Origin of the sequence: Thiomicrorhabdus chilensis DSM 12352 (genome assembly GCF_000483485.1) — a bacterium.
Lineage (GTDB): Bacteria > Pseudomonadota > Gammaproteobacteria > Thiomicrospirales > Thiomicrospiraceae > Thiomicrorhabdus > Thiomicrorhabdus chilensis.
Genome location: NZ_KI519609.1, coordinates 1,865,964 through 1,892,476 on the forward strand (window position 1 = coordinate 1,865,964; position 26,513 = coordinate 1,892,476).

Consider the following 26,513-nt stretch of genomic DNA (forward strand, 5'->3'; position numbering starts at 1 on the left):
TAAAAACAAAAGCAGCAGGCCTGATCCAACAGGCCTGCTGCTTTTCAAAACGCCGTCAAAATTAAATAACTTCGCCGCGCCCGACTCCAAAATAACGGAATCCCTGCTCCATCACTACATCAGGATCATAAATATTTCGTCCATCAAAAATCACCAAATTATCCATCTGCTTTTTCATACGTTTGAAATCCGGGTTCCAAAAGGCTTTCCACTCGGTCAGAATCACCAAAGCATCCGCCCCCTCCAAGGCTTCATACATATCCCCCACCATATTGATTGAATGTGGGTTTGTCCAATGTTCAGAAAAATCGTTCATCGCCTGCGGGTCATAAGCCCTTACTTCGGCACCCTGCTCAACAAAGGCTCGAATGGTATTGATACTCGGTGCATTCTCTACTGTTGAGGTATTCGGCTTAAACGACAACCCCCAAACGGCGATGGTTTTGTTTTTAAGATCCGTATTAAAAAAGCGCCAAGCTTTACGAAACAGCACTTCCTTTTGTGACTCATTGTTGCTCAAGACGGCTTTTAACAAATCCGCGTCATACCCTTTACTCTGCAAGGTGCCTACCAAGTTTTTCACATCCGCTGCAAAACTGGGCCCACCAAAGCCGCATCCGGGATAAAGGTAATTAAAGCCTATACGATGGTCGGAGCCCAATCCCTGTCGAACCTCTTCCATATCAATATCAAAATGCTCAGCGTTATTTGCCAATTCATTCACCAGACTGATGCGCGTCGCCAAAAGGGCGTTCACGGCATACTTGGTATATTCCGCTGCCCGGGTACTCATGACCTTAACCTGATCGGTTACTCGATTATAAGGACGCATCAAGTCTTTAACCAACTTAATAGCCTTCAGGTCGTGACTTCCCAGCACAATGCGATCAGGTTTCACAAAATCATTGATTGCAGAACCTTCACTGATGAACTCTGGCATGGCCACGACCGAAACATTGGCCACTAAACCGCGCTCCGCAAAGGCCAACTTGAGTTGCGCCTCAAAGCGATCGGCGGTGCCAATCGGAAATGAACTCTGATTCACAACCAGTACATCCCCTTTGGCGCATTCGCCAATGACCTTAATGATCTCTTCCGCTCGCTCCAAACGCCAAGACGGCATACTCAAGATTAAAACCTCTCCATGCGCCACCCCCGCTTTCCAGTCATCTTCAAAATGCAAGCGCCCTTCTTGCATTTGCAAGGTGACTAAGGCTTCCAACCCGGGTTCGTTTCTAGGAAGAATGCCCTGCCTGAGATCCTCCACTTTGGCAATGCCAATCGGCAAGGCGACAATCTCATTCCCGGTTTGAGCCAAGGCGCCAGCGGTCACTAAACCGCTCAACTCACAACCATAAACAGATACCTTCATTTTACAATCCTCTTAATCAAGTTCTGAGTAGACGAATCAAAGCTGTCAGCGCGTGATTCATCTTTGATGGCCGCATGCGTTTCTTTGGCAATTAACTTACCAAGCTCAACCCCCCACTGATCAAATGGGTTGATTTCCCAAATCACCGACTCTACAAATGTTTTATGTTCGTACAAAGCCACCAGCATCCCCAAGGTTTTGGGGGAGATCGTTTTCAGCAGGATTGTATTGGAAGGTTGGTTTCCCGGGTAATGCTTAAACGGAGAATCGAACTGCTGCTTAATCGATTCAGGAATCGCTGCGTCGCCAAGCATCAGCACCCGTGACTGAGCAAAACAATTCGCCATGGCCAACTCATGCTGGTAGTGCAGGCTTTCATCCGTACCAAAAGTCCGGCTTCTGTCAAAATCATCACGTTCAACCGGCGCGATAAAATCGCACATCACCGCTTGAGTCCCTTGGTGTAAAAGCTGATAAAACGCATGCTGGGCATTAGGCCCGACCTCTCCCCATAGAATCGGGCAGGTTTTATAGGTCACCGCCTCACCCTCTCGGTTTACAGACTTACCGTTACTCTCCATCACCAACTGTTCAAAATAGGACGGTAAATATTTCAAACGTGCGTCATAAGGCAAGATAGCCTTGGCCTGTATATCCAAAAAGTTGATATTCCAGACATCAATCAAACCCATCAATACCGGAATGTTTTGATCCAAAGGGGCGTGACCAAAATGGCTGTCCATAATATTGGCACCCTGTAACATCTCCCTAAACCCGTCCATTCCAACCTTCAGAGCAATCGGCAATCCAATCGTAGACCACAAAGAGTAACGTCCACCCACCCAGTCCCAAAAAACCAACTGGTTGTCGTGTGGAATTCCCCACTGAGTCATCATCTCCGGTTTGGTCGACACACCGACAAAATGTTGCGACAGCAAAGTTTGCGGGTCTTCTATTTTTTCTTCCAACCAATCCTTGGCCGTTTCAGCATTGGACAAGGTATCAATCGTAGTGAAAGACTTAGACGCCAACACAAAAAGTGTCGTTTCCTGATTGAGTTTTTTAAGCAAGTTTGATGTTTGCGTGCCGTCAATTGAAGAAATGAAGTGTAAATCGATTGGGGATTTGATGTTCTGCAATGCATGCGTCATCATTAAAGGCCCAAGATCCGAACCGCCAACCCCGATATTAACCACGTCGGTAATGGGTTTTCCGCTAAAGCCGCGCCATTGGCCGGCACGGATTTTACTGACCATTCCCGCCATTTTTTCGAACTCAAGCTCAATGTCTTTCTGGACACTCAAAGCTTCGCCTTTGACGCCCTGCCCGCCAGCACGCAGAGCCGCATGCATGGCCGGACGCTCTTCGGTATCATTGACTTGCTCACCATCCAGAAGACGTTGAATCCAAGAAGGCAGAGCCTGCTGTTCTGCTAAATCAATCAACAGTTTCAGCGTCTCTTCTGTTACCCGGTTTTTTGAGTAGTCCAAAAACAGATCGTCAAGTTCAACAGAAAACACCTCCGCCCGGTTCTTCTGATCAAACAAGGTCTTTAAATGAACCTCACCGGCCCCCTGCTGACAATGTTGCTTCAATGCCCGCCATGCACTAGAACTTTCCACACCCATTTCTTGCCCTTTTTTGTATTCAGTCACACACCCAATCAAACTGCTTGCACATTATTTTTCTAATTCCAATGTTTGCAAATAGGCCTTGAAGTCATCACCCAAAATCGAATCGCGCAAAGCATACTCAACATTGGCTTGCAGGTAACCCTGCTTATCCCCGCAATCGTAACTTTTACCATCTTTGAACTCAAAGCCAAACATGACCTCTTCCTCCAGCAAGGTGTCCATGGCATCCGTCAGCTGAATCTCTCCACCGGCTCCTGGCTTGGTATCTTTCAGAATATTCATCAATCTTGGCGTAAAAATATAACGCCCGACAACCGACAGGTTTGACGGGGCCTCTTCTACACTCGGTTTCTCGACCAGTTCTGTGATTCTCAAATCAGGGCCATTGACCGCAGCAATACCATACTTTTCAACCTGATCATTTGGCACTTCCTCTAATGCGACTACACTGGTATGCATCTTTTTATAAGCTTCGACCATTTGCGCCAAGCAACCTTTTTCTGGATGGTGCATCAGTACATCCGGCAACAACACCGCAAAAGGTTCATTGTCGGCAATAACCGGAGCGGCGCATAAAATCGCATGCCCCAAACCCAGTGCTTCAGGCTGACGCACACTCACCAAACGCACACCTTCAGGGGTAATTTCCTTTAAGGGCTGCATGCGATCTTGCTTGCCTCGCAACTTAAGCTCCGTCTCCAGCTCGTAATGCTTGTCAAAGTGGTTTTCAATCGCAGACTTGCTTGAGTGCGTCACCAAAATAATATCGGTAATGCCGGCCTCAGCGGCCTCATGCACAATATATTGAATCAGAGGTTTGTCGACAACGGTCAGCATCTCTTTAGGAATGGCTTTGGTCGCCGGCAAAAAGCGGGTTCCAAGTCCGGCCACTGGTAAAATGGCTTTTGTTAAAGGTTTATAAGACATATTATCTCTCTCTTTTTTTGGATCAAATTCGAGGGGGCATTAAATAAACAAACTCTGCGTATCGGGTGTCTGTGCAAAATAACTTGGCGCTCCGGCGAACTCAACACCGTCAATAAAATCATCCTTTTGCAGTCCCATCATGTCAACCGTCATCTGACAGGCGGTCATCTTCACGCCCAATTCAAGACAAGTTTCTCTCAGAGCCTCAACAGACATCTGCCCCTGCTGCTTCATCTGCTGCTTAAACCCCAGCGTAGCTAAGTTTGACATGCCTGGCAAGCTCCAAACCAGGCCGGGCAATTTTTGATTCCAATCGACTTTGCGAAACCACTCCGGGCCAACGGGACTTTTAACAATCATTTCCGGCCGACCCAAAGGTGAGACTTTCAGACCAGAGGTATCCTTTAGAAGACATTTGAGACCGTAAAAAGTGAAAAACAACTCCACCTCCTTATCCATCACCGAGGCGGTACTTGCGAGTATAAAAGAGGCATACGCCCAGTCCAAGGTACCCTTAGACTGGATCAGACTGAACTGAGGAGACGCATGAACCGGAGACAAGTCAGACATCCGCACCTCTTTGAACCTGAAATTCAATATTGGGTTGAGACTGCCTGAGCTCACAATTGAGTTTTTGTTGCTGACAAAAAGCGGGAATATCCTTCAGGGCTCCGGAATCGGACACTTCTACAATAAAGGGATCTTGTAGAGCAGGGTTCTGACTTAAGAACTTTTTAAGCTTGATGATCGGCATAGGACAAGCCAAGCCGGTTAAATCCAATCGTTGCATATTTCACTTTGCCAGTGGCACTATTTATAAAATGGTACATTTAATATATAGGTAAACCTTATAATACTTAAAAAACAGCCCGCTCGGTAAAATTATTTGCGAAATCGAAAAGCCATGCCAACCCTACTGCTAAACCAGAAAAACGCACCACCAGGCCTGCTGACTTTGGTCATCATCGTCGGCTTCTGCCTTTATCTAATCTCAATAAATAACGTTTATGCAAATAACCTGCCTAACTTAGGTTCTTCTGATTTAATCGAATACACCCAGGAGAAGGAACAGGCACTAGGCAGAGCCTTCAAAAATGCCCTACACTCCGAACACCACACACTTTCAGATCCAGACATATCCAGCTACATTCAACGCATTGGACATAAAATTGCACAACAAAGCGGCGATCACAGAAACTTTTCTTTCTATGTCATCCAGCACCCGGACATTAACGCCTTCGCCGGGCCGGATGGCGTAATCGGCATCCATACTGGGTTAATTCGAGCGGTCAACAGCGAAGATGAACTCGCTTCGGTCGTGGCGCACGAGATCGCGCACGTCACGCAAAACCATCTTTCCAGAACCTATGAATTACGTTCCGGAAGCAGCCTCACCCACCTTGCGTCTTTCATTGCCGCGATCTTGATAGGCATGCATGACTCATCCGCTGGCATGGCCACACTCATGGGAGGCATGGGGGCCAGTATGCAGCAGCAACTGAAATACTCACGAACCCATGAATCTGAAGCCGACTATGCTGGCATCGAATACTTATATAAAAGTGGTTATTCTCCGTTTGCCATGAGCGACTTTTTTGGTCGCCTGTCACTTGAATACCAGAACCGAGAATTCAAACCCACTGAAATACTCTCCACCCACCCGGTCACAGAGCGCCGACTGGCAGAGTCGAAAAGCCGAGCCGAAAGCTATCCTCCGCTCATCATGAAAATAGACAATGAAAGCCTGACCCTCATCAAACTCAAACTACAGGCAATCAGCCAACAGAAAGATGAGACACTTCGCCCCGCGACCTTAACCCTTGAAGAGCAATGCTACCGGCAAGCACTCGAGACCTTGAACAGCAACTCCAACAACATTCAAGAAAGCACTCAATGTTTAAGAAAAGCCATAAAAAACAATCCACAGCAACGACTCTACCCTTCACTACTGTTTGACCTATATCTCAACGCAAATGAGACACAAACAAACAGGACATTCGAGAACTGGATTAAAGAAGCCAAATTTGCGCATGAACTGTTTCCACAAGACCCGGCAATCTTCCAAAAATACATGCGGATCTTAATCAAGGACAAACAAACCTCAACAGCAATAGAGGCACTCGAAAAGGAAACACCGAACTACACCTACCAGTTTGAACTCTATAAATTACTCAGTTCACTTTATGCACAAAGCGGTCAGACCGCTTATGCTTACTATTTTGAAGCACTTGCCCACTTCAATATTGGAAACCTGCAAAGAACCCAGATATACCTAAATAAAGCGAACGAACAAAGCAACCCCAAAGACATCCGACTACAAGGCAAAATCAGAGACTTCAAACGAACTCATGCCAACTTATTGAAAGAAAAGAACAAAAAAGATTGAAATAAAACCGTCATAAGATTTTATTAAGGAGTGATCAAATAAAACTATACGGAATTGAACCCAAAAAACTTGCGTTTAGGATTTTAGTGAGTAAGCTTAGTCTCCAAGAGCAAGTTTTGTTCAAATAATAAAAACCCAATTAAATATAAAATGGGAACGTTATAAAAGACTCTTTAGGAGGAGAAGAATGTTTAGTTCTAACATGAAGAAGTTGTTGACTGCTTTGGCGATCTCGTCTGCTGTATTGGTATCACCAGTAACATCTAATGCTGCTGATAAAGGTGCCTCTTCAGTAGAAGAAGGAAAAAAGCTCGCTTTTAGCCGTTCAAAAGGTAACTGCCTTGCATGTCACATGGCTGGAGATGGCGCTATGCCAGGAAACATCGGTCCTGCGTTAATTGCAATGAAACTTCGTTACCCTGATAAGCAAAAGCTTTTCGACAAAATTTGGGGCACACCTGAAGCTCAGAATGTTCCAAATAGCATGATGCCTCCATTTGGACAAAATGGAATACTTACAGATGCAGAAATCAGCAAAATCGTTGATTATATTTATACACTGTAATTTTATTGTTTATTAAACCTTAACCGGGAGTTTAAAACCTTATGAAACGTAGATCTTTCCTTAAAGGTACCCTTGCAACTGGCGCGGCAGCTGTAGCTGTAAACGCTGGTCTATTAACGCCAAGCACTGTTTTGGCTGATTGGAACAAAAACGCATTCTCAGCTAAAAGCTCTGACGATGCTCTAAACAGTGTTTTTGGTTCAGCTTCTGCAACGGCAGAAGGTGATGTAAAACTTAAAGCACCTGCTATCGCAGAAAACGGTGCTGTTACCCCTGTAACTGTTGATGCAACTGGCATGAGCGGTGTTGAATCAATCGCTATCCTAGCGAGCAAAAACCCAATGCCATTAGTTTGTACTTATGACTTTGCTGATTCTGCACTTGGTTATGTTTCTACTCGTATCAAAATGGGTGAGACAATGAATGTTGTTGCCGTTGTTAAAGCTGGCGGAAAACTATTCAAAGCTGAACAAGAAGTTAAAGTAACTATCGGTGGATGTGGCGGTTAATCCCCCATCTCTAAACTTCAAGTTTATAAAGCACTGAATAATTATTAAAAGGAAATAACATGTCAATTAAAATCAGAATGCGTGGAAAATCTAAAGGTGGCGTTGCAGAAGTTAAAGCGCTTATCAAGCACCCAATGGAATCTGGTGTACGTATGAACAAAAAAACTGGTAAGCCATATCCAGCTAAGTTCATCGACTCTGTCAAAGTATCTGTAAACGGTGCTGAAGCAGTAAATGCACAGTGGTCTGGGGCTGTATCTGCAAACCCATACATGGCTGTACAAGTAAAAGCAAACGCTGGTGACGAAGTTAAACTAGCGATTACTGATAACACTGGTGAAACTGGTGAAGAAACTCTTAAATTAAAATAATTTAAAGAGATCGTGCCTACTTTCGGGTAGGCACACCCCATAATAATAATAGAAATAAAACAGAGCTCTCGGACGGAGGATTGGAATGAAAAAAACACTACTAATCGCCTTAACATTAGGTGTATCAGTAGCTGCCACCTCAACAATGGCAAATACTGTGGACCCAGAAACTGATCGCCAGCAATTGGTTGATTATTTCAAAGCAAAAAGTCCAAACATCGAATTTCAGGAGTATGCCAACGGTGCATACATTTACTCAGCAGACAAATACGCTCAATGGGAAGCAGCTGAAGAATTCCCTCCATATTTAGACGCAATCGATGCCGGTGAAGCGGCATGGAACAAGGATCAAGCTGTTTTTGAAAAATGCTTTGGCTCTGACGTTTCCAAGATTCGTCCACAATACCCTTATTTTGACGAATCGACCCAACAAGTTGTTACACTTGAAGGCGCCATCAACAAGTGTCGCACTGATGCTGGTTTGAAACCATACAAGTGGAAGAAAGGAACCCTGGCTCAGGTCAGCGCATTCCTAGCTTACAACTCACGTGGACAGAAAATCGACGTCAAAATTGACAGCGAAGGTGCTAAGCAGGCCTTTAACGAAGGTAGAGAACTGTACATCACTCCGCGTGGTCAGTTAAACCTTTCTTGTGCCAAATGTCACACCTACAACTCCGGTCGTATGGCGCGTGCTAACACTTTATCGCCAAACCTTGGTCACACTAGCCACTTCCCAGTTTTCCGTGCGAAATGGCAGAACCTAGGAACTTTACACCGTCGTTATGGTGGATGCCACAAAAACATGCGTGCCACTCCATTTAAAGCACAGAGTAAAGAGTATCGTAACCTAGAGTTTTTCCAGGCTTATATGTCTAACGGCATTGAGATCAACGGACCTGGTTACCGTGAATAATATTCACGAAATCTAAAAAAACCCGGCAATAGCCGGGTTTTTTTATGTCTACTGACTTGGTATTTTATCTACCTTGATTACAAATAAACATTCATAAAACAATTCTCCTGAAACTTATCTGTTTCCCCCTCACTCTAGATACAAAAAAGCCAGCTTACTACGCTGGCTTTTTATTGAAACGAAACACCTCTAATTCGCTCTTAAATTTCAAGCATCTGCTCACCTTCGTATATCCAGTCAAAACCTTGTCGGACCCAACGCTCGATGCGCATCATCAACTCAGGGTCGTTCAAACCCATCTTCTGGGCGATCAGAAATACCTTATCCTGCTCTTCCTTACCAAAATGACCATCTTTATATGATATTTTGATAATCTCCTGCAGGGTGATGATGCGAGAAATCTTATTGTCCAGCAACTTGATATGCTCATCAATATCAATACCTGCTTTATCAAGGCTGTACTCAATGCCATAAGCTTCACTAAAATCTTTCAAATACTGAACTTCTTCTTCAGACACATCATTGTCCGCTGCGGCGATGTGAGCGGCCAAATCAAATACAACCTGACGTTGCTGCTGAGTTAATCGATCTGCAAACATATTTCACGCTCTCCTAGTTGGCGATATTATCGGTGTTCAATCTGATCTACGTCACGTACAGCACCAAATGCCGCACTGGTAGTCATTGCTGCATAAGCTCTCAGTGCGGCACTGACTTTACGAGGACGGTCTTCAACGGGCTTCCAGGCATCTCGGCCTTTTGCAACCATGGTTTGACGTCTCTCTGCCAACTCCTCATCGCTCAGCGCCACATTGATAGTTCGATTAGGAATATCAATTTCAATGACGTCACCGTCTTCAACCAAACCGATATTACCGCCTTCTGCGGCTTCCGGTGAGGCGTGACCGATTGAAAGGCCGGAGGTTCCACCTGAGAATCGACCATCCGTCAACAAGGCACACTCTTTGCCCAATCCTTTCGACTTCAAATAACTGGTTGGGTACAGCATCTCTTGCATACCCGGTCCACCCTTCGGCCCTTCATAACGGATTATGACCACATCACCAGATTTAACTTCATCACCCAGAATTCCGGCGACGGCCGCATCCTGACTTTCATAAATACGCGCCTTACCGGTAAACTTAAAAATCTCCTCATCAACACCGGCGGTTTTAACCACACAACCGTCCAATGCGATGTTTCCGTACAGTACCGCTAAGCCGCCATCTTTGGTATAGGCATGTTCAACACTGCGAATACAACCATTTTCAGGATCCGCATCAAGTGTTTTCCAACGCTTATCCTGACTAAATGCCTGGGTGGTGCGGACATTACCAGGTGCCGCTCTGAAAAAGGTTTCAACCGCCGGATCATCGGTTCGGCGAATATCCCAAAGCTCCAAAGCGGCAGCCATCGTCGAAGCGTGTACGGTAGAAACATCAGAGTGCAGCAAACCGCCGCGCTCCAACTCTCCCAGTATGCGCATAATGCCGCCGGCACGGTGTACATCTTCCATATGATAGATTTTAGAGTTCGGCGCGACTTTTGACAAACACGGTACTCTACGAGAAACATGGTCAATATCCGCCATGGTAAATTTCACTTCCGCCTCTTTGGCGATCGCCAGAAGATGCAAAATCGTGTTGGTTGATCCGCCCATCGCCACATCCAGTGACATTGCATTTTCAAACGCTTCAAAGGTGGCGATGGAGCGTGGAAGTACAGAATCATCATCCTGTTCATAGTATTGTTTTGCAATTTCAACTATACGACGACCCGCCTCTTCAAACAAATGTCTACGGTCTGCATGTGTCGCCAAAGTTGTTCCGTTACCGGGCAATGCAATACCTAATGCTTCAGCCAAACAATTCATCGAATTTGCGGTAAACATGCCCGAACAAGAGCCGCAAGTCGGACAAGCGGAAATTTCAACATCGTTGACATCCGAATCTGAACATTTATCATCCGCCGCCATCACCATCGCATCGACCAGATCCAGCTTGATCTCGGTGCCGCCCAATACGGTTTTACCCGACTCCATTGGACCGCCCGTCACGAAAATGGTCGGAATATTCAGGCGCATGGCCGCCATCATCATACCCGGAGTGATTTTGTCGCAGTTCGAAATACACACCAAAGCGTCGGCACAGTGCGCATTGCACATATACTCAACCGAATCCGCAATTAAATCACGAGACGGCAAAGAGTACAGCATACCGTCATGCCCCATGGCAATACCGTCATCCACCGCAATGGTATTGAACTCTTTGGCAATGCCTCCGTGCTCTTCAATCACGCCAGCGACCAACTGCCCCATGTCCTTCAAGTGAACATGCCCCGGCACAAACTGCGTAAACGAGTTGGCAATCGCAATAATCGGCTTACCAAAATCTTCAGTCTGCATACCGGTTGCACGCCACAAAGCTCGGGCTCCGGCCATGTTGCGGCCATGCGTACTGGTTCTTGAACGATACTGAGGCATCTAAAACTCCTTGAAACGTTGCAATGATTCAACAATCATTGATTGGCTGTTATACTTAAATATGTTTTATTATTTTCTCACATCTGCCAATCAGATATGACAAAATCCAGACGCTTTTTGTCAAATCCATCGGATTAACCCTTTTAGACTCTTGACAAACCACAAGCTTAAAAAGGTTATGATGGATTTGATGGGTGTGTGTAACCTTAAATGGATATTTCTAATTACTAAACGGCCATTGAATGCAGCAATCAGAACTTGATTTTATAAACAGCCTACGTCAATCGTCTCGTTATATTGAAGAGCATCGCGGTAAAACTTGCGTGATCTATCTTCCCGGAGAACTTTTACTCAAGGAAGCCAGCCGCAAACAACTCGCCCAAGATGTAGGCCTACTGCATAATCTAGGCCTCAAATTGGTTTTGGTCATGGGGGCCACCCCCCAGATTGACGCAGCGTTGAAACTGTATGGCGAGGAGTGGCAAACACATCAACAGTTTCGTATCACCACCACGGAGATGCTTCCGGTTTTCCAACAAGCCATCGGCACGGTAAAAACTCAGCTTGAAGCCAGCTTCAGTCAGGCCAACTGCATGCAGCCGACCCCAATAACCATCACATCCGGGAACTGGGTCATTGCACAACCCAAAGGGGTCATCGAAGGCATTGACTACCAGCACACCGGAAAACTGCGGAAAATCAATCACCAGGCCATCGCAGCCAATCTGGATGCCGGGCAAATTGCCCTGCTCACGCCTTTGGCGTATTCACTCACCGGAGAGGTATTCAACCTCAACACGCTGGAACAAGCCTGTGAAGTCGCATCGGCCATTAAAGCCGACAAACTGATGGTATTCACCACGCCGGCAGAAATGCAACAACTCCCCAAACAGTTAAGCATTCCCGAACTGGATGGCGTATTACTTACGCCCAGCACAGCGGACCAACAGCGGCTGCTCACTCAAATTCGCAAAACCAGTCAAAATGTCAAACGTGTACACTTGATGGACAAACAGGATCCGAGCGCCATCCTGATTGAGCTCTTTACCCGCGACGGTTCCGGAACCTTGATTTTCAGCGACCGTTACCACCAGGTTCGCGATGCACAAATCGAAGACGTCGGCGGCATTCTCGACCTCATCAGCCCGCTTGAACAACAAGGGGTACTGGTGAAACGCTCAAGAGAGTTGCTTGAACTTGAAATCGGTAATTTCATCGTGCTTGAACGCGATCAGCACATTATTGGTTGCGCCGCCCTCTATCAACATGAAAATGATTTTGGAGAACTTGCCTGCCTGGCGGTTCATCCACAATACCAAGGTCAGGAGCTCGGCAGCGAACTGCTGGCAGCGGTTGAGAACAAAGCGAAAGCCTTATCCCTAAAAACCCTGTTTTTACTGACCACCCATACACAGCACTGGTTTATAGAGCACGGTTTTCAAGCCGATGAAAAAGAAAAACTGCCCGAAAAAAGACAGTCACTCTATAACTTTCAACGCAACTCCAAAGTGCTGTTTAAACCCTTATATTGATTTCCTCTTCACCCCAACCAAAGCCGGCAAAATAGCCGACTAAAGAGAACTATGTCACGAGTTACCCAAATTAAAGATCGATTCCGCGGCTTCCTGCCAATTGTAGTAGATGTCGAAACCGCTGGCTTTAACGCCGACACCGACGCCCTCATCGAAATGGCGGTTGTTACCTTAAGAATGAACAGCCGTGGAACGCTGGAGCGCGATACCACCTATTCCAGAAACATTCTCCCTTTTGAAGGCGCTAATCTCGACCCTTCGGCACTGAAGTTTATCGGTGTCGATGACCCTTTCCACCCTTTTAGGAGAGCGGTCTCTGAAACAGAGGCACTTAAAGCGCTGTTTGCCCCGATCAATCAGCAAATAAACGAGAGTGGATGCAGTCGCGCAATACTGGTTGGCCATAACGCATTTTTCGATTTAGGCTTTGTCAAAAAAGCGGCCGAGCGCACGCAAATTAAATCCCCATTTCATGAATTCAGCACCTTCGATACGGTGTCCTTGGCAGGTTTGGTTCATGGTCAGACGGTATTGGCCAAAGCGGTGGAAAAAGCGGGCATGAGCTGGGATAACCAACAAGCCCATTCCGCCGTTTACGACACCGAAAAAACAGCGGATCTGTTCTGTCAGATCGTCAATCAATGGCCACTTTATACCGGCTAAACCTGCTAATTTTCTGAATGGGTGAAAACCAGCAGGCCTGGTCAAAACGTCCATTCCTAGAAACAAAAACAGCCGGACAAAACTAAATTTGTCCGGCTGTTTTAAGGCCTGCGCAGGAAGCAAGGATTAAGCTACAAAGCTACCTGTTCGATTCGATTACGTTTCAGCAATCAAGCTTCGCTTGGCTGCTTGGCATTGGCTTCCGCCATCATTTTCTTGAGCTCGCCGGATTCTGCCAGTTCCAATGTAATGTCACAGCCGCCCTGCAACTCGCCGCCGATATAAAGCTGCGGAAAGGTCGGCCAATCCTGATATTTTGGTAAATGCTCAAAAATGGTCGCATCCGCCAGAATATTTACAAAAGCAAACTTTTCTCCTGTCTCAACCAACGCTTGGGCAGCTCGACTGGAAAATCCGCAAGAAGGCATCTGCGGCGTCCCTTTCATGTAGATAACCACCGGATTATTGGTGACTTGCTCATGAATGCGTTCCAATGTCTCTTTTTCAAGTGAATCTTGTTCTGACATATCTCTATCCTCTCGAAGACTAAAATTAAAATACCAGAGTACTTTACTAGGTTATCAATAAAAAATCAAAATTATAGATATCCCTTATGCCAGATCAAAGCGTTTTATCAACGTTTTTTTGCAACCAGAATTCAAGCAAGGCGGCATGCCAAAGCTTACTGCCCTGAATAGCAGTAAAATTCTCGGGCGCCTCAGGATCATCCAATAGCTTCTGTAATGCCTGCTCATTAAACAATCCCCGCGCCTTGGCTTGAGGAGAGGTCAATATTTTTTTCATAAACTCATAAAACTCGCCCCGTACATATTTCAACGCCGGCATCGGAAAAGCTACTTTAGGCCGGTCAATGATCTCATCGGGCACCAAGCCACGCGCAATTTTCTTTAAGATGAACTTGCCGCCATCAATCAGTTTCAACTCATCCGGTGCTGACATGGCCAGTTCAACCAATTGATGGTCCAGAAAAGGCACTCGTGCTTCCAGCCCCCACGCCATAGTCATGTTATCCACCCGCTTGACCGGATCATCGACAATCAAGGTGGTCACATCCAGACGCAAAACCTGATCCAAAAAGGTATCCGCACCCGGTTCTGTCAAACGATGCCCCACATAATCAGAGGTCACATCATGAACATGGTATTGCGGATTGATCACAGACAGCCACTCCTCATGCGAGCGGTCAAAATAAAAAGGTCTGAACGCATTCAAAACCGATTCCATATCTTGCAAATCAATCTGCCTGCCGGCTTCGGCCATTTTTCCGTACCAGAAATACCCGCCAAACACTTCATCGGCACCTTGCCCAGACATCACCACCTTGACGTCCTGAGCAACCTGCTCGGATAGCAGATAAAACGCAATCGCATCCTGCCCTACCATGGGTTCGGACATGGCTTCGACCGCTTCATGCAATCTAGGCAAAACATCATCATTAGAGATCAGGTATTGCTTGTGATCGGTATTGAAACGCTCGACCACCTTATCGGAAAACTCGAACTCGCTGCCTTTCTCCTCCGGAGCGTCTTCAAAACCAATCGAAAAGGTCTTGATGTTCTCAACCCCAGCTTCGTGCAAAAGACCCACTATCAGACTCGAATCCAGACCACCCGAGAGAAGCACTCCTACTGGCACATCGGCCGCAGTCAAACGTTTATGAACGGCGTCTTTCAAGCTTTCATGAATGGCATCAACCCAGGCCTGCTGAGTTTTGGGAGTCGATTCCTCGTTCAGCGCAGGACGCTGCGCTTCCAAAAACCAGTAACGTTTCTTGAATATCTGACCATCGGGATTGACGATCATCCAATGGCCCGGTTCCAATTTCCGCACCCCTTTTAGAATGGTGTGTGGAGCAGGAATCACAGCATGCAAAGTCAACTGATGGTGAAGCCCAATTGGATCGACTGAGGTATCCACATCCCCCTCGGCCAGCAAGGCCTGAGTATTGGAGGCAAAACGCACCCCTCCTTTCACCGGCGCATAATAAAGAGGCTTGATTCCCATTCGGTCACGGGCCAACAAAAGCTGGTGATTATCATCATCCCAAATGGCAAACGCAAACATGCCTTCAAAACGGCTGACGCAATCCATTCCCCACTGCCGGTAAGCTTTAAGAATCACCTCCGTATCAGAATGTGAAGCAAATTCATGACCCAATTCCTGCAGTTCGACCTTCAACGCCTGATAGTTATAGATACAGCCGTTAAACACCAATGAAAGCGCTTGGTCTCGCATGGGCTGATGCCCGGCATCAGTCAAGTCGATAATAGAAAGTCGGCGATGCCCCAATCCCACATGATCCTGAACCCATGTCCCGCCATCATCCGGACCACGCTTCTCCAGCGCCGCCAACATAGGTTTTAAACGTGATTCTGTCGCAAGCTGACCGTCCCAATAAATTTCACCACAAATTCCACACATAGTCCTGATTGCCACTTGGTTGCTTAATAATGGAGTTATTGTATCAACTAAACGATGTTAAATAACGTCCTAAGCAGAACCGGTTGATGTTAAATTACCCATTAAAATGACAAATCGTTGAATGATTTTATAGCTGCCATTAAAATCTTAATCCTTGTTAGAACTACTTATCATTTACCAAGCAATCATCTTTTGGTACTCTTAAGTGGTGATTTAGCGGTAAATTCTGCAATAATTTCCCGGAGTGTGGGCTAATGCAAAAAATATTTAAAACGTTATGCCTAAGCATAAGCTTGATGTTCACGCATTCAATCGCCTTTGCTGAAGTCGTCACCCAGCACATCCCTGAACTGAAGCTGACAGCCGAAGCCGAATATTCAAAAGGTATGCCAAACAAACCGGCGGTACTGATGTTGCACGGTTTTCTAACGACCAACCAGTTCCATACGGTCAGATCCATGGCCCAAGCCTACAATGAAGCTGGCTATACAACCCTTGCCCCCACCCTCACGCTCAACATCAGCCAAAGAAAACAGTCGGTCAAATGCAATGCCATCCATACCCACACACTCGAAAACGATGTGCTGGAAGTAAAACATTGGATTCAATGGCTAAAAGATCAGGGAGTTCAGGAAATCGTCTTGCTAGGACACTCTAGCGGCAGCCCCGAACTGATGCATTTTCTGGCCCACAATGAAGAGCCAACCATCAAACTGGCCATCTTCACCAGCCTGTTTTTCCTCAGCGGCCCGGAACTCGGCACATTGCAATCCGAAATTGACCATGCCCGGAATGCATTAAAAAACAACAATATGCAGCCACACAAATACAGCTTTTTATTTTGCAAAAACAACTACTTTGCCACACCGGAAAGTTTTCTTTCATACCAAAAACTGGATCGCGCCTATTTACTCGACAACTTAAAAAACCTCAAAGTACCCAGCTACACGATCATGGGTGGTGAAGACAAACGTTACCAAAGCGTCGGTCATAAATGGCTTGACGAATTGGAACAGACCGGCACACATTTAATTGTTGTTGAAGGTGCCAACCACTTCTTTTCGAGTGAATATGAGTTCGATCTCCAAGACCAGCTCATCAAAATCACAGACGCTCAGTTCGAATGATCTTTTTCAATCTCACCCCAGCAGGGAGGGTGTTACATGAAAACACCTGAAAAGATCGTTCAACCCGTACAATTTTATTTTGCATTGTTTCTTGGCATTGGATTCCTGCTGTTAGCCATCATGATCTGGTCGTTCTATACAGAAGGCAACAAACTCCAGAAGACGGTTGAAGAACAAACTTACCAGGAAGCTAAAAAAGAACTGATTTCGGCCATCAACCACACACTGGAAGTCACCCGAGATCAACTTAAATCGCTCTCCGAATGGGATGAGGTGCATCAGCAATTCCATGATCCAAGTTACTATTTTTTCTGGCATGACAACCGTCTGATTGAAAGCAGTTACTATCAACCCTACTATCTGCAACTGGAACTTTACACCACGCAACGTAAGCTACTTATGCCCGCCTCTCCAGAAAACCATCATGAAGACAGCCTGCCGGAAAGCTTTGCAGTCTCAAGTGCCGTGGTAGGCAAAACCCCCAACGGAAAGAGTTTTTTAAACTTATCTCAACCTATTTATGACCGAGCAAACCGGATTCTGATGGGCTATATCGGTCTGTCACTCGATTTGCATAAAGCCTTATTGGCTCAGAATCAGTTCTACTACCTGAACAAGCATGCCATTCAATTCAACAACGTCCACACTGTCTCAATCGAAGAGCTGGTTGATTTCATTGATTTCAGCCCCGTATCCAATCCGGTCAACAACTACCTCTGGGAACTCACACAAAAGTTTATTTTTGAACTGATTGCGATATTACTGACAGTATCTTTACTTTTAATGTTGTTTTTCAACAAATTAATACGTTCGCCTCTGACGAGTTTGTCTCATTATTTGCAACGTCTGAAAAGTAATCCGCACCAATCCCACACCCCACCCGAAGAAACATACTGGGTCAGAGAATTTGAGGAGTTCAAGAGCACCATTCACGACTTCCACCGCAACCTGCACTCGGCCCAAATCGAACTCGACCAACAAAACCTGTTGGTCTGGGAACAGGCCAGGCGAGATGCCCTGACCAACACCTTTAACCGCCGCGCGTTTGACGAGATGTGGAATGACATTTTCATCAACTTCCAAACACAGCCGAAGCCGACGGCTTTCATGCTGTTCGACTGTGACTTCTTCAAGGCCCTTAATGACACCTACGGCCACGAAGTGGGGGACGAAATGATCAAGGCGTCGGCCAAAGTCATTCAGCAGAGTCTGCCGATGGAATGCCCGGTCTATCGCATAGGGGGGGATGAATTTGCCCTCATTATCCAAAATCGCACCCAATCCGAAATATTGGAAATCGCGCAAACCTGCCTGGATGCGCTCAATCAATACCCGTACCAATCACTTGGCATAAAAGAAAAAATCAGTTTCAGTATCGGGATCAGCAGTATTGCAAGCAGTGCAAACGACTATCTCACCAGCCTACCAAGACAGGCGGACATCGCCATGTACAAAGCCAAACAGTCACACCATTCCAAAATTCAGATTTACCACCGCTCGCTTGAAAAAGAGTCCAGCGCTTTAGTATCAAACCAAATCATCAGCCGTGTTGTCGATAGCATCCACACGGGTGAGCACATTCAAATGCATTTTCAACCGATTGTCGCCGTTGACCAGTCCAACTGTTACTATGAAGCCTTAATCCGCATACAAGGACAAGAAGGACTCATCAACCCGGTTGAGATTTTCAGCGTTGTCGAACGCCGTCGACTGGAGGTGGAGCTCGACCAACAAGTTATTCGCGCTACCCTGACCTTATTGCAACAAAACAAAATACCTAAAGATTCTGGTCTCTCCGTCAATATTTCCGGAAAAACCCTATTGCATCCCGACCTGATTGAATTATTTACCCCCTTTAGACCTTGGATCGAGCACTACAAGATCGTCATTGAAGTCACCGAGAACTTTCTGATCGACCATATTGAATACGCCCAGAAGGTCTTGAATGAATTACGTCAACAAGGCTTTTTGATTGCGCTGGATGACTTTGGCAGCGGCTACTCATCAATACGTTATCTAGCCCACATGCCGGTCGACATTATCAAATTTGACATGTCGATGATCCAAGCACTGAACTCGGACAGCAAAACCCGTCAAATTATCCTGACCACGGCCGACATGATCCGTAAATCCGGATTCGACCTGGTTATGGAAGGAATTGAGGATGAGGCCATGCTGGAGCAGGCCAAAGCCGCGGGCGCGACCCATATTCAAGGCTACTTGCTAGGCAAACCGGTGCCTCATTTCGACCAGCCCTGCGAGTGCCAATAAAAGATGCACACATGCAATTCCAGCAAGACTCCAAGAATCATCGGCCTCACGGGAGGGATTGGCTCGGGAAAAACCACTGTTTGCAAACTTCTGGCTCAACATGGCTTTCCAATCATTGATGCCGATGAAATCGCCCGTCAAATAGTGGCGCCCGGCTCCCCTGGACTGCAATCGGTCATTCGTCTGTTCGGCCAACAATATCTGCAGAAAGATGGCCACTTGAACCGCACTAAATTACGCGACTACATCTTCAATGACCCTCAACAAAAAGACCGGCTTGAGTCGCTTCTGCACCCGCTGATTCGACAACAGATACTTAAAGAAATCCAGTTTTACCGCGAAAAAGAAAATGAGCAGGCCTGTCCAAAATGGGTCTTCGTAGCCATTCCGCTATTGATAGAAAGCATCCATGACGGTCAAAAACCCGACTATCTCGACGAAATCTGGGTAGTGGATAGTTCCGAAGAGGATCAGATGAGACGAGCCAGTAAACGTGACGGGCAAAGCACGGAACAGATTAAAAAGATCATGAATCAGCAAGCCTCTCGAAAGCAGCGTCTGCAATGGGCGGACAGGGTCATTCACAACCATGGTGATTTGAAAAATTTACAGGATCAAATCTCAACCCTGCTCGAAAACGCCTAAAAGCACAGCGACATAAAGACTATTTCGACTTCATCCCCCATTCCAACTTCCTGTTTTCACAAAATGATTTCGAATTTAATCGGGCCAAACACCCCGGGTCAACATCACACCTTGCGCACCACTGGCCGTGGCCTTTTGCATATCTTCCAGACCCATCCCGCCTAAAGCGTAAACAGGTACCGGTATCTCCTTTAGCCATTCGTTCAACCGCGACCAACCAATCGCTTGCAAATCCGGATGAGCTTTGGTGAACTGGATCGGTGACAGCAATATCAAATCCGCCCCTATGGCGAGCGCATGACGCATGCCAGACAAATCATGGGTTGATACCGCCAGTAAATGGTTCAAGTCAATCGGCCGTGCAGAATACTGTTCGGCTTGCGATGCGGACAGCTGAATACCATCCAGGCCTTCATATTTTTGGAGCACCTCAGGGGATGCATTCAAAAGCAGGATGGCCTGGTATTCCGTGCTCAACGCCCTGAAAGCCTCGACCACCGCATCCCTATCGGAAGGTGCGATTTTGGCCAGTTTCAACTGCGCCAACCGCACTCCATTCTCAAGCGCCAAACGTAAACGACGCAAACCGTCTTCGAGTGAATCAAAATTTCCGATGCTCATAAATACTTTGGGCAAGGCCAGAGCCATCAAAATGCCGGCATTCGCCTCTGGAAAGCGTTTATCCGTTAAATCGCAAATCTCACACCATTCAACCAACTGCCCCTCTTTGCCTTCCGGCTCACCGTCAAAGCATTCACTCACATAGACATGCAGGCGCACTGCAATCTCCCCATAATCCCATGGCACGCTGATCAAAGGCTGCCATTGATGGGTCCTTACCCCTAGTTCTTCCAGGAACTCTCTTTGCAAAGCCTGTTCAACGGTTTCCCCGGATTCGATCTTGCCACCGGGAAACTCCCAGTGACCGCCCAGATGCTGGTGTTTCTGACGTAAACTGATGCAAACCTGCTGGTCACGTTTCAATACGCCAATTGCGATATCCACCCATTTACCTTGCTGTGACTGTGTACTCACCAATTTCTCCTTTTTGAGAATGAGCAGGCCTGCCCAATTTGTTTTGCATTATTTTAACGTTTCTTAAAATGACCTTAAGGTAAAATAGTTCCATTACGGTTAATCACAACGGATGAAATCTTTATGAGCCAATTCTGGAGCCCAATCGTTCACTCTTTGACCCCCTATGTACCGGGCGAACAACCTAAAGTGACCAATCTTCTCAAACTCAACACTAATGAGAGTCCCTACCCGCCATCCCCTAAAGTATTGCAGGCGATCGCGCAGGCCAATAGCGAAAACCTAAGACTCTATCCGGATCCCAATGCCGACCAACTCAAGCGGACTTTGGCGGATTACCATCACCTTGAAACCGACCAGGTCTTTGTTGGCAATGGCTCGGACGAAGTGCTGGCGCACGTGTTTCAAGGCCTGTTGAAACATGACAAACCCCTGTTGTTCCCGGAGATCACTTACAGTTTTTATCCGGTCTATTGTGGTTTATATGAAATCGAATACCGCAAGGTGCCACTCAGCGAGTCCTTTGAGATCAAAGTCGAAGATTATCAACAGGCCTGCGGCGGCATCATTTTCCCCAACCCCAACGCGCCAACCGGCCGCCTGCTGGCTCTGGATGCGATTGAAATTCTGCTCAAATCGCAACCCGATGTGGTGGTGGTGGTGGATGAAGCATACATCGATTTTGGTGGACAAAGCGCGGCAAGCCTCATCAACCGATATCCCAACTTACTGGTGGTTCAAACCTTGTCTAAATCACGCGCCCTGGCGGGAATCCGTGTTGGCTTCGCGCTTGGACAAGCCCACCTGATTGAAGCTTTGGAGCGGGTCAAAAACAGCTTCAACTCCTACCCGCTAGACCGTTTGGCTATCCCCGCAGCGGTGGCGGCCTTTGAGGATGAAGCTTATTTTCAAAGTTGCTGCCAAAAGGTCATTCACACCCGTAACCAATTGACTCAAACTCTTGAAGAACTTGGCTTTACGGTACTGCCGTCTGCCGCAAACTTTGTATTTGCCAGCCACCCGCATCGGGAAGCGCAACAACTGGCTCAGAAACTTCGGGACGAGGCGATCATTGTACGCCACTTCAAACAACCCAAAATTGACCAGTTCCTGCGCATCACGATAGGAACCGATGAGCAAAATGCACGCTTGTGCGAGGCGTTAAAACGCATCGTCGCCATGGGGTAAACGTCACTCACTCCATAATAGGTCTTTGTACCTGACCTACAAAAAAGCCCCCGTTTTTCAGACGGGGGCTTTTATCAAACCAAGAATCACGACAAGAAATTGATTTAACTGCGATATTCGGCATTGATTTTCACATAGTCATACGAAAAATCGGTCGTCCATACAGTTTCCGAAACCGCGCCACGGTGTAACTTGATGGTGATATCGATATCGGTTTCATTCATCACCGCCTGGCCAGCTTCCTCAGTATAGGAATCTGCTCTGCCGCCATGTTCAACAATGCAGACATCCCCCAGATAAATTTCAATGGCGTCAATATCCAACGATGCAACACCCGCACGACCAACGGCTGCCAGGATGCGCCCCCAATTTGGATCCGAAGCGAATAACGCCGTTTTAACCAAAGGCGATAAAGCCACCGCATGGGCAACCTGCAGACACTCTTGTTCGTTTTGCCCGCCGTCTACTTGCACTGTGACAAACTTGGTCGCGCCTTCACCATCGCGGACAATCATTTGCGCAAGCTCGACCATGACCTCCTTCACCGCTGTTGCGAATAGCTGGTAAGTCGCAGAATTCACCGAATCAATCACCGGCATGTCCGCCTGCTGGGTCGCCGTCAGCGTGCAGGCATCATTTGTGGAAGTGTCACCATCCACCGTAATACGATTAAAGGAGACCTTAACCGCATCCGACAAACAAGCCTGCAGACAGGCCTGCGTAATCTTCGCATCGGTTGCGACAAAGCCAAGCATGGTCGCCATATTTGGATGAATCATGCCCGAACCTTTAGAAATACCTGTCAGGCTGATGCTGTGGCCTTCTATCTCCAAGCGTCTACTGATCATCTTGGGCACCGTATCGGTGGTCATGATGCCTGCACAAGCCTCTTCCCAACCGGTAACCGCCAGATTTGAACAGGCCTGCGCAATACCAAGGTGAATTTTTTCCATCGGCAAGTTCTCACCAATCACCCCTGTTGAAAAAGGCAGAACCTCTTCCTTTGAACACCCAAGCTCACTGGCCACCCACTCACAACTCTGCAAGGCGTCTTGCAAACCCTGTTCACCAGTTCCGGCATTAGCGTTACCGCTATTAATCAAGAGCGCGCGCGGCTGAGAATCTTGCAAATGCTGTTTTGCTACCGTTACCGGAGCCGCACAGAAAGCGTTTTGTGTGAAGGTGGCGGCGGTCAGTGCCTCCGGACATAACTCGATCACCACCAGATCGGTTTTACCGTTCTTTTTAATTTTTGCTTGGGTCGCTCCCAGATAAAAACCGGCAACGGGGTGAATCGGGTTTGCTTGTGACATGAATCGCTTCCTCATGAATCTAATAACATAAAGAGAGCTTTGCACGAGATAGATACACGAGTAAAAATGGCTAAAACTCGTCTGATTTTTGTTGAAAAACTTGCTAATAGCGAGCTATTAGCTGCCTTTTCCGCCTCAATCAGCCAAATTTTCTCTCATTTTTCCTTCGCGTCCTACTCGTGCAAAGCTCTCATAAAACAATAAACGCATCATAACGCGAATTGCTGTTCCTGCAAATCAAAAAAGCCCACTTTAAAGTGGGCTTTTAGGTACATAAAATTAAAACAGGTTTAGGACAATTTACCACAACACTGCTTGTATTTTTTACCCGAGCCACAAGGGCAAGGGTCATTGCGCCCCACCTTAGGCATCTCACGTCGGTAGGTGCCCTCTTGTTCATCCTCTTCATGGCGATCGGATTCTGCGGCCATCGCATCGGCAATGCCTTGAGCGCTGGGGTGCGTCGCTTCCAATTGGGTCGGACGTTCTGCCACCTGCTGCTCTTCATAATCCTGAACGTCCTGGGAGCCTTCAATCTGCACCAGAGACAAGACCTTAACCGTCTCATGCATGACCTCATCCAAGAAAGTGCGGAACAAATCACCGGATTCACGTCGGTATTCCTGAAAAGGATCTTTTTGTGCGTAACCACGAAGATGGATCCCTCTTCTGAGGTAGTCCATTTCCGCCAAATGCTCACGCCACTGTTTATCAATGGTTCGAAGCAGCACCTCTTTCTCGAAATGGTGTCGGGTCGTCGGATCCACCACGGACATTTTAGTCTGGTACTGCTGACTGATTTCCTCTACCAGTTTTTCACGTAACTTCTCTTCATAAAGGTTTTTATCCTCATCCAGCCAAGACTGAATCGGCAGTTGTGCACCCAACTCCTCATGCAACGCTTTTTCGAGCCCGGGCACATCCCACTGCTCTTCCAGCGAACCACGTGGGATATACATGTCGGTAATGCCGTTAATCACTTCTTCACGCAAGGAGTCGATGGTTTCGGTGACATCATCAGATTCCATCAGCTCATTACGCTGCGCATACACTACCTTGCGCTGCTCATTGGAGATGTCGTCAAACTTCAACAGGTTGGCACGTTCATCCTGATGCATGCGCTCCACCTGCTTCTGGGCGCGCTCGATCGATTTAGTGACCATCTTGTGTTCAATCGCTTCGTCCGATTTCATGCCCAAACGCTTCATCATCGATTTGACTTTGTCCGATGCGAAACGGCGCATCAAGTCGTCGTCGAGCGACAAATAGAAACGCGTGACCCCAACATCACCCTGACGTCCTGAACGGCCGCGCAACTGATTGTCGATACGACGCGATTCATGACGTTCTGAACCAATCACTTTCAAACCGCCAACGCTGAGGATGAAGTTATGGCGTTCCTGCCACTCGGCTTTCACCTTCTCAATTTTTTCCGGGGTCGAGTTCTCAAGGTTCTGAATTTCTAATTCCAGATTGCCCCCGAGAACGATATCGGTTCCGCGCCCCGCCATATTAGTGGCTATGGTCACCGCACTCGGCATCCCTGCCATGGCAATAATCGTTGCCTCTTTTTCGTGCTGTTTGGCATTCAACACACTGTGCTTTATGCCTTCTTTAGTCAACAGACGCGACAGCAATTCCGACATTTCAATCGAAGCCGTCCCCACCAGGACGGGCTGTTGACGCTTCTGGGTCTCACGAATGTCTTCCACAATGGCCGCAAATTTTCCTTCCATATCCAAAAAAATCAAATCGGGCAGATCTTGACGCATAGGTGGTTTGTTAGGCGGCACCACCACCACTTCCAGCTTATAGGTCGAAAGGAATTCGCCCGCTTCGGTATCCGCTGTCCCGGTCATTCCGGACAGTTTTTCATATTGACGGAAATAGTTCTGGAAGGTGATGGAGGCAAACGTCTGGCTTTCCTGTTGGATCTTGACATCTTCTTTGGCTTCTACGGCTTGATGCAAACCATCCCCCCAGCGGCGGCCTTCCATCTTGCGCCCGGTAAACTCGTCAATGATGATGACTTGATTGTCCTGGACGATGTAGTCACGATCTTTTTCAAACAGAAGGTTGGCTCTTAAAGCGGCATTGATATGAATCATCAAACCAATATGCGTTGCGTCATACAAGCTTTCATCTTCACCAATCAAGCCGACTTCTGTCAGCATCTGCTCAACTTTCTCGTGTCCCTGGTCGGTTAGGTAAACCTGCTTGGCCTTTTCATCAATGGTGAAGTCCCCCGTAGAGGTTTTGGTTTCATGATCCTCTTCGCCCTGCTCCAACTCTTTAATCAACGGGTTGATCGTGCGGTAAAGTTCGGATTTGTCTTCGGCAGGACCGGAGATGATCAACGGCGTTCTGGCCTCATCAATCAGAATCGAGTCAACCTCATCCACCACGGCAAAATGTTGACCACGCATCACCTTTTCGGATGAGAAAATCGCCATATTGTCACGCAGGTAATCGAAACCAAACTCATTGTTGGTGCCGTAGGTGATGTCCATCGCATAAGCAAGCTGCTTCTCTTGCTGGGATTGGCCACTCAAAATCACGCCGGTGGACAGTCCCAAAAACTCAAACAACTGACCCATCCATTCCGCATCACGTTTTGCCAAATAATCATTGACCGTAATAACGTGCACCCCTTTACCTAATAACGCATTCAGGTAAACCGGCAATGTCGCAACCAGTGTTTTCCCCTCACCGGTACGCATCTCGGGAATCTTGCCGTCATGCAACGCCATGCCGCCTATCAACTGCACGTCATAATGGCGCATGCCAAAAACGCGCTTGCCGGCCTCACGCACCACCGCAAAGGCCTCAGGCAAAATGTCATCTAAAGAGCTTCCATTGGCAAGCGCCGCTTTAAATTCTTCGGTCTTAATCTGAATTTGCTCATCACTGAGCTCCGCGAAAGAGGCTTCTAATTCATTGATTTTTTGGACATTCTTTTGATAGCGCTTCAAGATGCGTTCATTACGACTACCAAATAATTTTTTGAAGATATTTAAGGCCATTTAGAGTGGTTTCCGATTTAAACTTTTAGCTAAGTGATATTTCATATTTAAGAATGAGAAAAACGATTGCTGCAAATTCTCAAGCCATAAATAAGAATGCTGTAAAATGGCA

At 46.9% G+C, this 26,513-nt stretch carries 23 protein-coding genes; 11 read left to right on the plus strand and 12 right to left on the minus strand.

Translation table 11 applies throughout. From position 1 onward, the window contains the following. Positions 1-61: 61 nt before the first annotated feature. The 5 genes from B076_RS0108950 to B076_RS0108970 are packed head-to-tail and all read right to left on the minus strand — an operon-like array spanning position 62 to position 4,723. Positions 62-1,372, minus strand: a complete 1,311-nt coding sequence (locus tag B076_RS0108950) for a UDP-glucose dehydrogenase family protein (protein WP_028487008.1) — start codon at positions 1,370-1,372, stop codon at positions 62-64. Continuing rightward, on the minus strand, positions 1,369-3,000 hold the full coding sequence (gene pgi, locus B076_RS0108955; RefSeq protein ID WP_028487009.1) for a glucose-6-phosphate isomerase: 1,632 nt from the start codon (positions 2,998-3,000) through the stop codon (positions 1,369-1,371). The genes B076_RS0108950 and pgi overlap by 4 nt, the downstream gene beginning before the upstream one ends. Before the next feature lie 51 nt (positions 3,001-3,051). Then, positions 3,052-3,933 (minus strand): UTP--glucose-1-phosphate uridylyltransferase GalU, encoded by an 882-nt coding sequence (galU, locus tag B076_RS0108960; protein WP_028487010.1) that lies wholly within the window; start codon positions 3,931-3,933, stop codon positions 3,052-3,054. 39 nt (positions 3,934-3,972) lie between these two features. Beyond that, the gene (locus B076_RS0108965; RefSeq protein WP_028487011.1) at positions 3,973-4,503 is read right to left on the minus strand and encodes a DsrE/DsrF/DrsH-like family protein; all 531 of its coding nucleotides are present in this window, start codon (positions 4,501-4,503) and stop codon (positions 3,973-3,975) included. Continuing rightward, a complete protein-coding gene (locus tag B076_RS0108970) occupies positions 4,496-4,723 on the minus strand; it encodes a sulfurtransferase TusA family protein (RefSeq protein ID WP_028487012.1) in 228 nt (75 codons plus the stop codon). The genes B076_RS0108965 and B076_RS0108970 overlap by 8 nt, the downstream gene beginning before the upstream one ends. A 114-nt stretch (positions 4,724-4,837) precedes the next feature. Between B076_RS0108970 and B076_RS12590 the strand changes: the two genes are divergently transcribed. The 5 genes from B076_RS12590 to soxA all read left to right on the plus strand — a co-directional run bounded on the left by B076_RS12590 (position 4,838) and on the right by soxA (position 8,680). Next, a complete protein-coding gene (locus B076_RS12590) occupies positions 4,838-6,319 on the plus strand; it encodes a M48 family metalloprotease (protein ID WP_051347275.1) in 1,482 nt (493 codons plus the stop codon). 187 nt (positions 6,320-6,506) lie between these two features. Further along, positions 6,507-6,884, plus strand: a complete 378-nt coding sequence (gene soxX, locus B076_RS0108980) for a sulfur oxidation c-type cytochrome SoxX (RefSeq protein ID WP_028487013.1) — start codon at positions 6,507-6,509, stop codon at positions 6,882-6,884. 41 nt (positions 6,885-6,925) lie between these two features. Beyond that, positions 6,926-7,393 (plus strand): thiosulfate oxidation carrier protein SoxY, encoded by a 468-nt coding sequence (gene soxY, locus B076_RS0108985; RefSeq protein WP_028487014.1) that lies wholly within the window; start codon positions 6,926-6,928, stop codon positions 7,391-7,393. Between the two features lie 59 nt (positions 7,394-7,452). After that, positions 7,453-7,764, plus strand: coding sequence for a thiosulfate oxidation carrier complex protein SoxZ (gene soxZ / locus B076_RS0108990; protein ID WP_028487015.1), 312 nt, complete (start codon positions 7,453-7,455; stop codon positions 7,762-7,764). Between the two features lie 85 nt (positions 7,765-7,849). Then, entirely contained in the window at positions 7,850-8,680 is an 831-nt protein-coding gene (soxA, locus tag B076_RS0108995) for a sulfur oxidation c-type cytochrome SoxA (RefSeq protein ID WP_028487016.1), read from the plus strand. Positions 8,681-8,880: 200 nt separating this feature from the next. On the opposite strand, the gene B076_RS0109000 is transcribed toward soxA, so the two are convergent. Then, positions 8,881-9,279 (minus strand): tellurite resistance TerB family protein, encoded by a 399-nt coding sequence (locus tag B076_RS0109000; RefSeq protein ID WP_028487017.1) that lies wholly within the window; start codon positions 9,277-9,279, stop codon positions 8,881-8,883. A gap of 26 nt (positions 9,280-9,305) precedes the next feature. Continuing rightward, on the minus strand, positions 9,306-11,162 hold the full coding sequence (gene ilvD / locus B076_RS0109005) for a dihydroxy-acid dehydratase (protein ID WP_028487018.1): 1,857 nt from the start codon (positions 11,160-11,162) through the stop codon (positions 9,306-9,308). A 242-nt stretch (positions 11,163-11,404) separates the two neighbouring features. Between ilvD and argA the strand changes: the two genes are divergently transcribed. Continuing rightward, positions 11,405-12,694 carry an amino-acid N-acetyltransferase gene (gene argA / locus B076_RS0109010; RefSeq protein WP_028487019.1) on the plus strand — a complete coding sequence of 430 codons (1,290 nt, stop codon included), beginning with the start codon at positions 11,405-11,407 and terminating at the stop codon, positions 12,692-12,694. 51 nt (positions 12,695-12,745) lie between these two features. Then, the gene (gene rnt / locus B076_RS0109015) at positions 12,746-13,357 is read left to right on the plus strand and encodes a ribonuclease T (protein WP_028487020.1); all 612 of its coding nucleotides are present in this window, start codon (positions 12,746-12,748) and stop codon (positions 13,355-13,357) included. A 170-nt stretch (positions 13,358-13,527) separates the two neighbouring features. Here the strand turns inward: rnt and grxD are convergent, their stop codons facing one another. Both grxD and B076_RS0109025 read right to left on the minus strand, forming a co-directional pair. Further along, a complete protein-coding gene (gene grxD / locus B076_RS0109020) occupies positions 13,528-13,884 on the minus strand; it encodes a Grx4 family monothiol glutaredoxin (protein WP_028487021.1) in 357 nt (118 codons plus the stop codon). Between the two features lie 94 nt (positions 13,885-13,978). Then, complete coding sequence (locus B076_RS0109025) at positions 13,979-15,799, minus strand: N-acetylglutaminylglutamine amidotransferase (RefSeq protein WP_028487022.1); 1,821 nt, start codon at positions 15,797-15,799, stop codon at positions 13,979-13,981. A 296-nt stretch (positions 15,800-16,095) separates the two neighbouring features. Between B076_RS0109025 and B076_RS0109030 the strand changes: the two genes are divergently transcribed. Genes B076_RS0109030 through coaE form a run of 3 tightly spaced genes read left to right on the plus strand, consistent with a single transcriptional unit; the run spans position 16,096 to position 19,842 of the window. Then, positions 16,096-16,926, plus strand: a complete 831-nt coding sequence (locus B076_RS0109030) for an alpha/beta hydrolase (RefSeq protein ID WP_028487023.1) — start codon at positions 16,096-16,098, stop codon at positions 16,924-16,926. A 36-nt stretch (positions 16,927-16,962) separates the two neighbouring features. Then, positions 16,963-19,197 (plus strand): bifunctional diguanylate cyclase/phosphodiesterase, encoded by a 2,235-nt coding sequence (locus tag B076_RS0109035; protein ID WP_028487024.1) that lies wholly within the window; start codon positions 16,963-16,965, stop codon positions 19,195-19,197. A 3-nt stretch (positions 19,198-19,200) separates the two neighbouring features. Further along, entirely contained in the window at positions 19,201-19,842 is a 642-nt protein-coding gene (gene coaE, locus B076_RS0109040) for a dephospho-CoA kinase (protein ID WP_028487025.1), read from the plus strand. Positions 19,843-19,917: 75 nt separating this feature from the next. On the opposite strand, the gene B076_RS0109045 is transcribed toward coaE, so the two are convergent. Next, positions 19,918-20,877 (minus strand): Nudix family hydrolase, encoded by a 960-nt coding sequence (locus tag B076_RS0109045; RefSeq protein ID WP_051347276.1) that lies wholly within the window; start codon positions 20,875-20,877, stop codon positions 19,918-19,920. 123 nt (positions 20,878-21,000) lie between these two features. Here B076_RS0109045 and hisC point away from each other — a divergent pair, with 123 nt between their 5' ends. Further along, positions 21,001-22,065, plus strand: coding sequence for a histidinol-phosphate transaminase (hisC, locus tag B076_RS0109050; RefSeq protein WP_028487027.1), 1,065 nt, complete (start codon positions 21,001-21,003; stop codon positions 22,063-22,065). A 104-nt stretch (positions 22,066-22,169) separates the two neighbouring features. Here the strand turns inward: hisC and argJ are convergent, their stop codons facing one another. Both argJ and secA read right to left on the minus strand, forming a co-directional pair. Then, complete coding sequence (gene argJ / locus B076_RS0109055) at positions 22,170-23,378, minus strand: bifunctional glutamate N-acetyltransferase/amino-acid acetyltransferase ArgJ (RefSeq protein ID WP_028487028.1); 1,209 nt, start codon at positions 23,376-23,378, stop codon at positions 22,170-22,172. Positions 23,379-23,668: 290 nt separating this feature from the next. Next, a complete protein-coding gene (secA, locus tag B076_RS0109060; protein WP_028487029.1) occupies positions 23,669-26,401 on the minus strand; it encodes a preprotein translocase subunit SecA in 2,733 nt (910 codons plus the stop codon). Positions 26,402-26,513: the final 112 nt, after the last annotated feature.

What these genes read in the sequence shown, in the direction of transcription:
- B076_RS0108950 (WP_028487008.1), bottom strand. Translation starts at nt 1,372, where the DNA reads ATGAAGGTATCTGTTTATGGTTGTGAGTTGAGCGGTTTAGTGACCGCT.
- pgi (WP_028487009.1), bottom strand. Translation starts at nt 3,000, where the DNA reads ATGGGTGTGGAAAGTTCTAGTGCATGGCGGGCATTGAAGCAACATTGT.
- galU (WP_028487010.1), bottom strand. Translation starts at nt 3,933, where the DNA reads ATGTCTTATAAACCTTTAACAAAAGCCATTTTACCAGTGGCCGGACTT.
- B076_RS0108965 (WP_028487011.1), bottom strand. Translation starts at nt 4,503, where the DNA reads ATGTCTGACTTGTCTCCGGTTCATGCGTCTCCTCAGTTCAGTCTGATC.
- B076_RS0108970 (WP_028487012.1), bottom strand. Translation starts at nt 4,723, where the DNA reads ATGCAACGATTGGATTTAACCGGCTTGGCTTGTCCTATGCCGATCATC.
- B076_RS12590 (WP_051347275.1), top strand. Translation starts at nt 4,838, where the DNA reads ATGCCAACCCTACTGCTAAACCAGAAAAACGCACCACCAGGCCTGCTG.
- soxX (WP_028487013.1), top strand. Translation starts at nt 6,507, where the DNA reads ATGTTTAGTTCTAACATGAAGAAGTTGTTGACTGCTTTGGCGATCTCG.
- soxY (WP_028487014.1), top strand. Translation starts at nt 6,926, where the DNA reads ATGAAACGTAGATCTTTCCTTAAAGGTACCCTTGCAACTGGCGCGGCA.
- soxZ (WP_028487015.1), top strand. Translation starts at nt 7,453, where the DNA reads ATGTCAATTAAAATCAGAATGCGTGGAAAATCTAAAGGTGGCGTTGCA.
- soxA (WP_028487016.1), top strand. Translation starts at nt 7,850, where the DNA reads ATGAAAAAAACACTACTAATCGCCTTAACATTAGGTGTATCAGTAGCT.
- B076_RS0109000 (WP_028487017.1), bottom strand. Translation starts at nt 9,279, where the DNA reads ATGTTTGCAGATCGATTAACTCAGCAGCAACGTCAGGTTGTATTTGAT.
- ilvD (WP_028487018.1), bottom strand. Translation starts at nt 11,162, where the DNA reads ATGCCTCAGTATCGTTCAAGAACCAGTACGCATGGCCGCAACATGGCC.
- argA (WP_028487019.1), top strand. Translation starts at nt 11,405, where the DNA reads ATGCAGCAATCAGAACTTGATTTTATAAACAGCCTACGTCAATCGTCT.
- rnt (WP_028487020.1), top strand. Translation starts at nt 12,746, where the DNA reads ATGTCACGAGTTACCCAAATTAAAGATCGATTCCGCGGCTTCCTGCCA.
- grxD (WP_028487021.1), bottom strand. Translation starts at nt 13,884, where the DNA reads ATGTCAGAACAAGATTCACTTGAAAAAGAGACATTGGAACGCATTCAT.
- B076_RS0109025 (WP_028487022.1), bottom strand. Translation starts at nt 15,799, where the DNA reads ATGTGTGGAATTTGTGGTGAAATTTATTGGGACGGTCAGCTTGCGACA.
- B076_RS0109030 (WP_028487023.1), top strand. Translation starts at nt 16,096, where the DNA reads ATGTTCACGCATTCAATCGCCTTTGCTGAAGTCGTCACCCAGCACATC.
- B076_RS0109035 (WP_028487024.1), top strand. Translation starts at nt 16,963, where the DNA reads ATGAAAACACCTGAAAAGATCGTTCAACCCGTACAATTTTATTTTGCA.
- coaE (WP_028487025.1), top strand. Translation starts at nt 19,201, where the DNA reads ATGCACACATGCAATTCCAGCAAGACTCCAAGAATCATCGGCCTCACG.
- hisC (WP_028487027.1), top strand. Translation starts at nt 21,001, where the DNA reads ATGAGCCAATTCTGGAGCCCAATCGTTCACTCTTTGACCCCCTATGTA.
- argJ (WP_028487028.1), bottom strand. Translation starts at nt 23,378, where the DNA reads ATGTCACAAGCAAACCCGATTCACCCCGTTGCCGGTTTTTATCTGGGA.
- secA (WP_028487029.1), bottom strand. Translation starts at nt 26,401, where the DNA reads ATGGCCTTAAATATCTTCAAAAAATTATTTGGTAGTCGTAATGAACGC.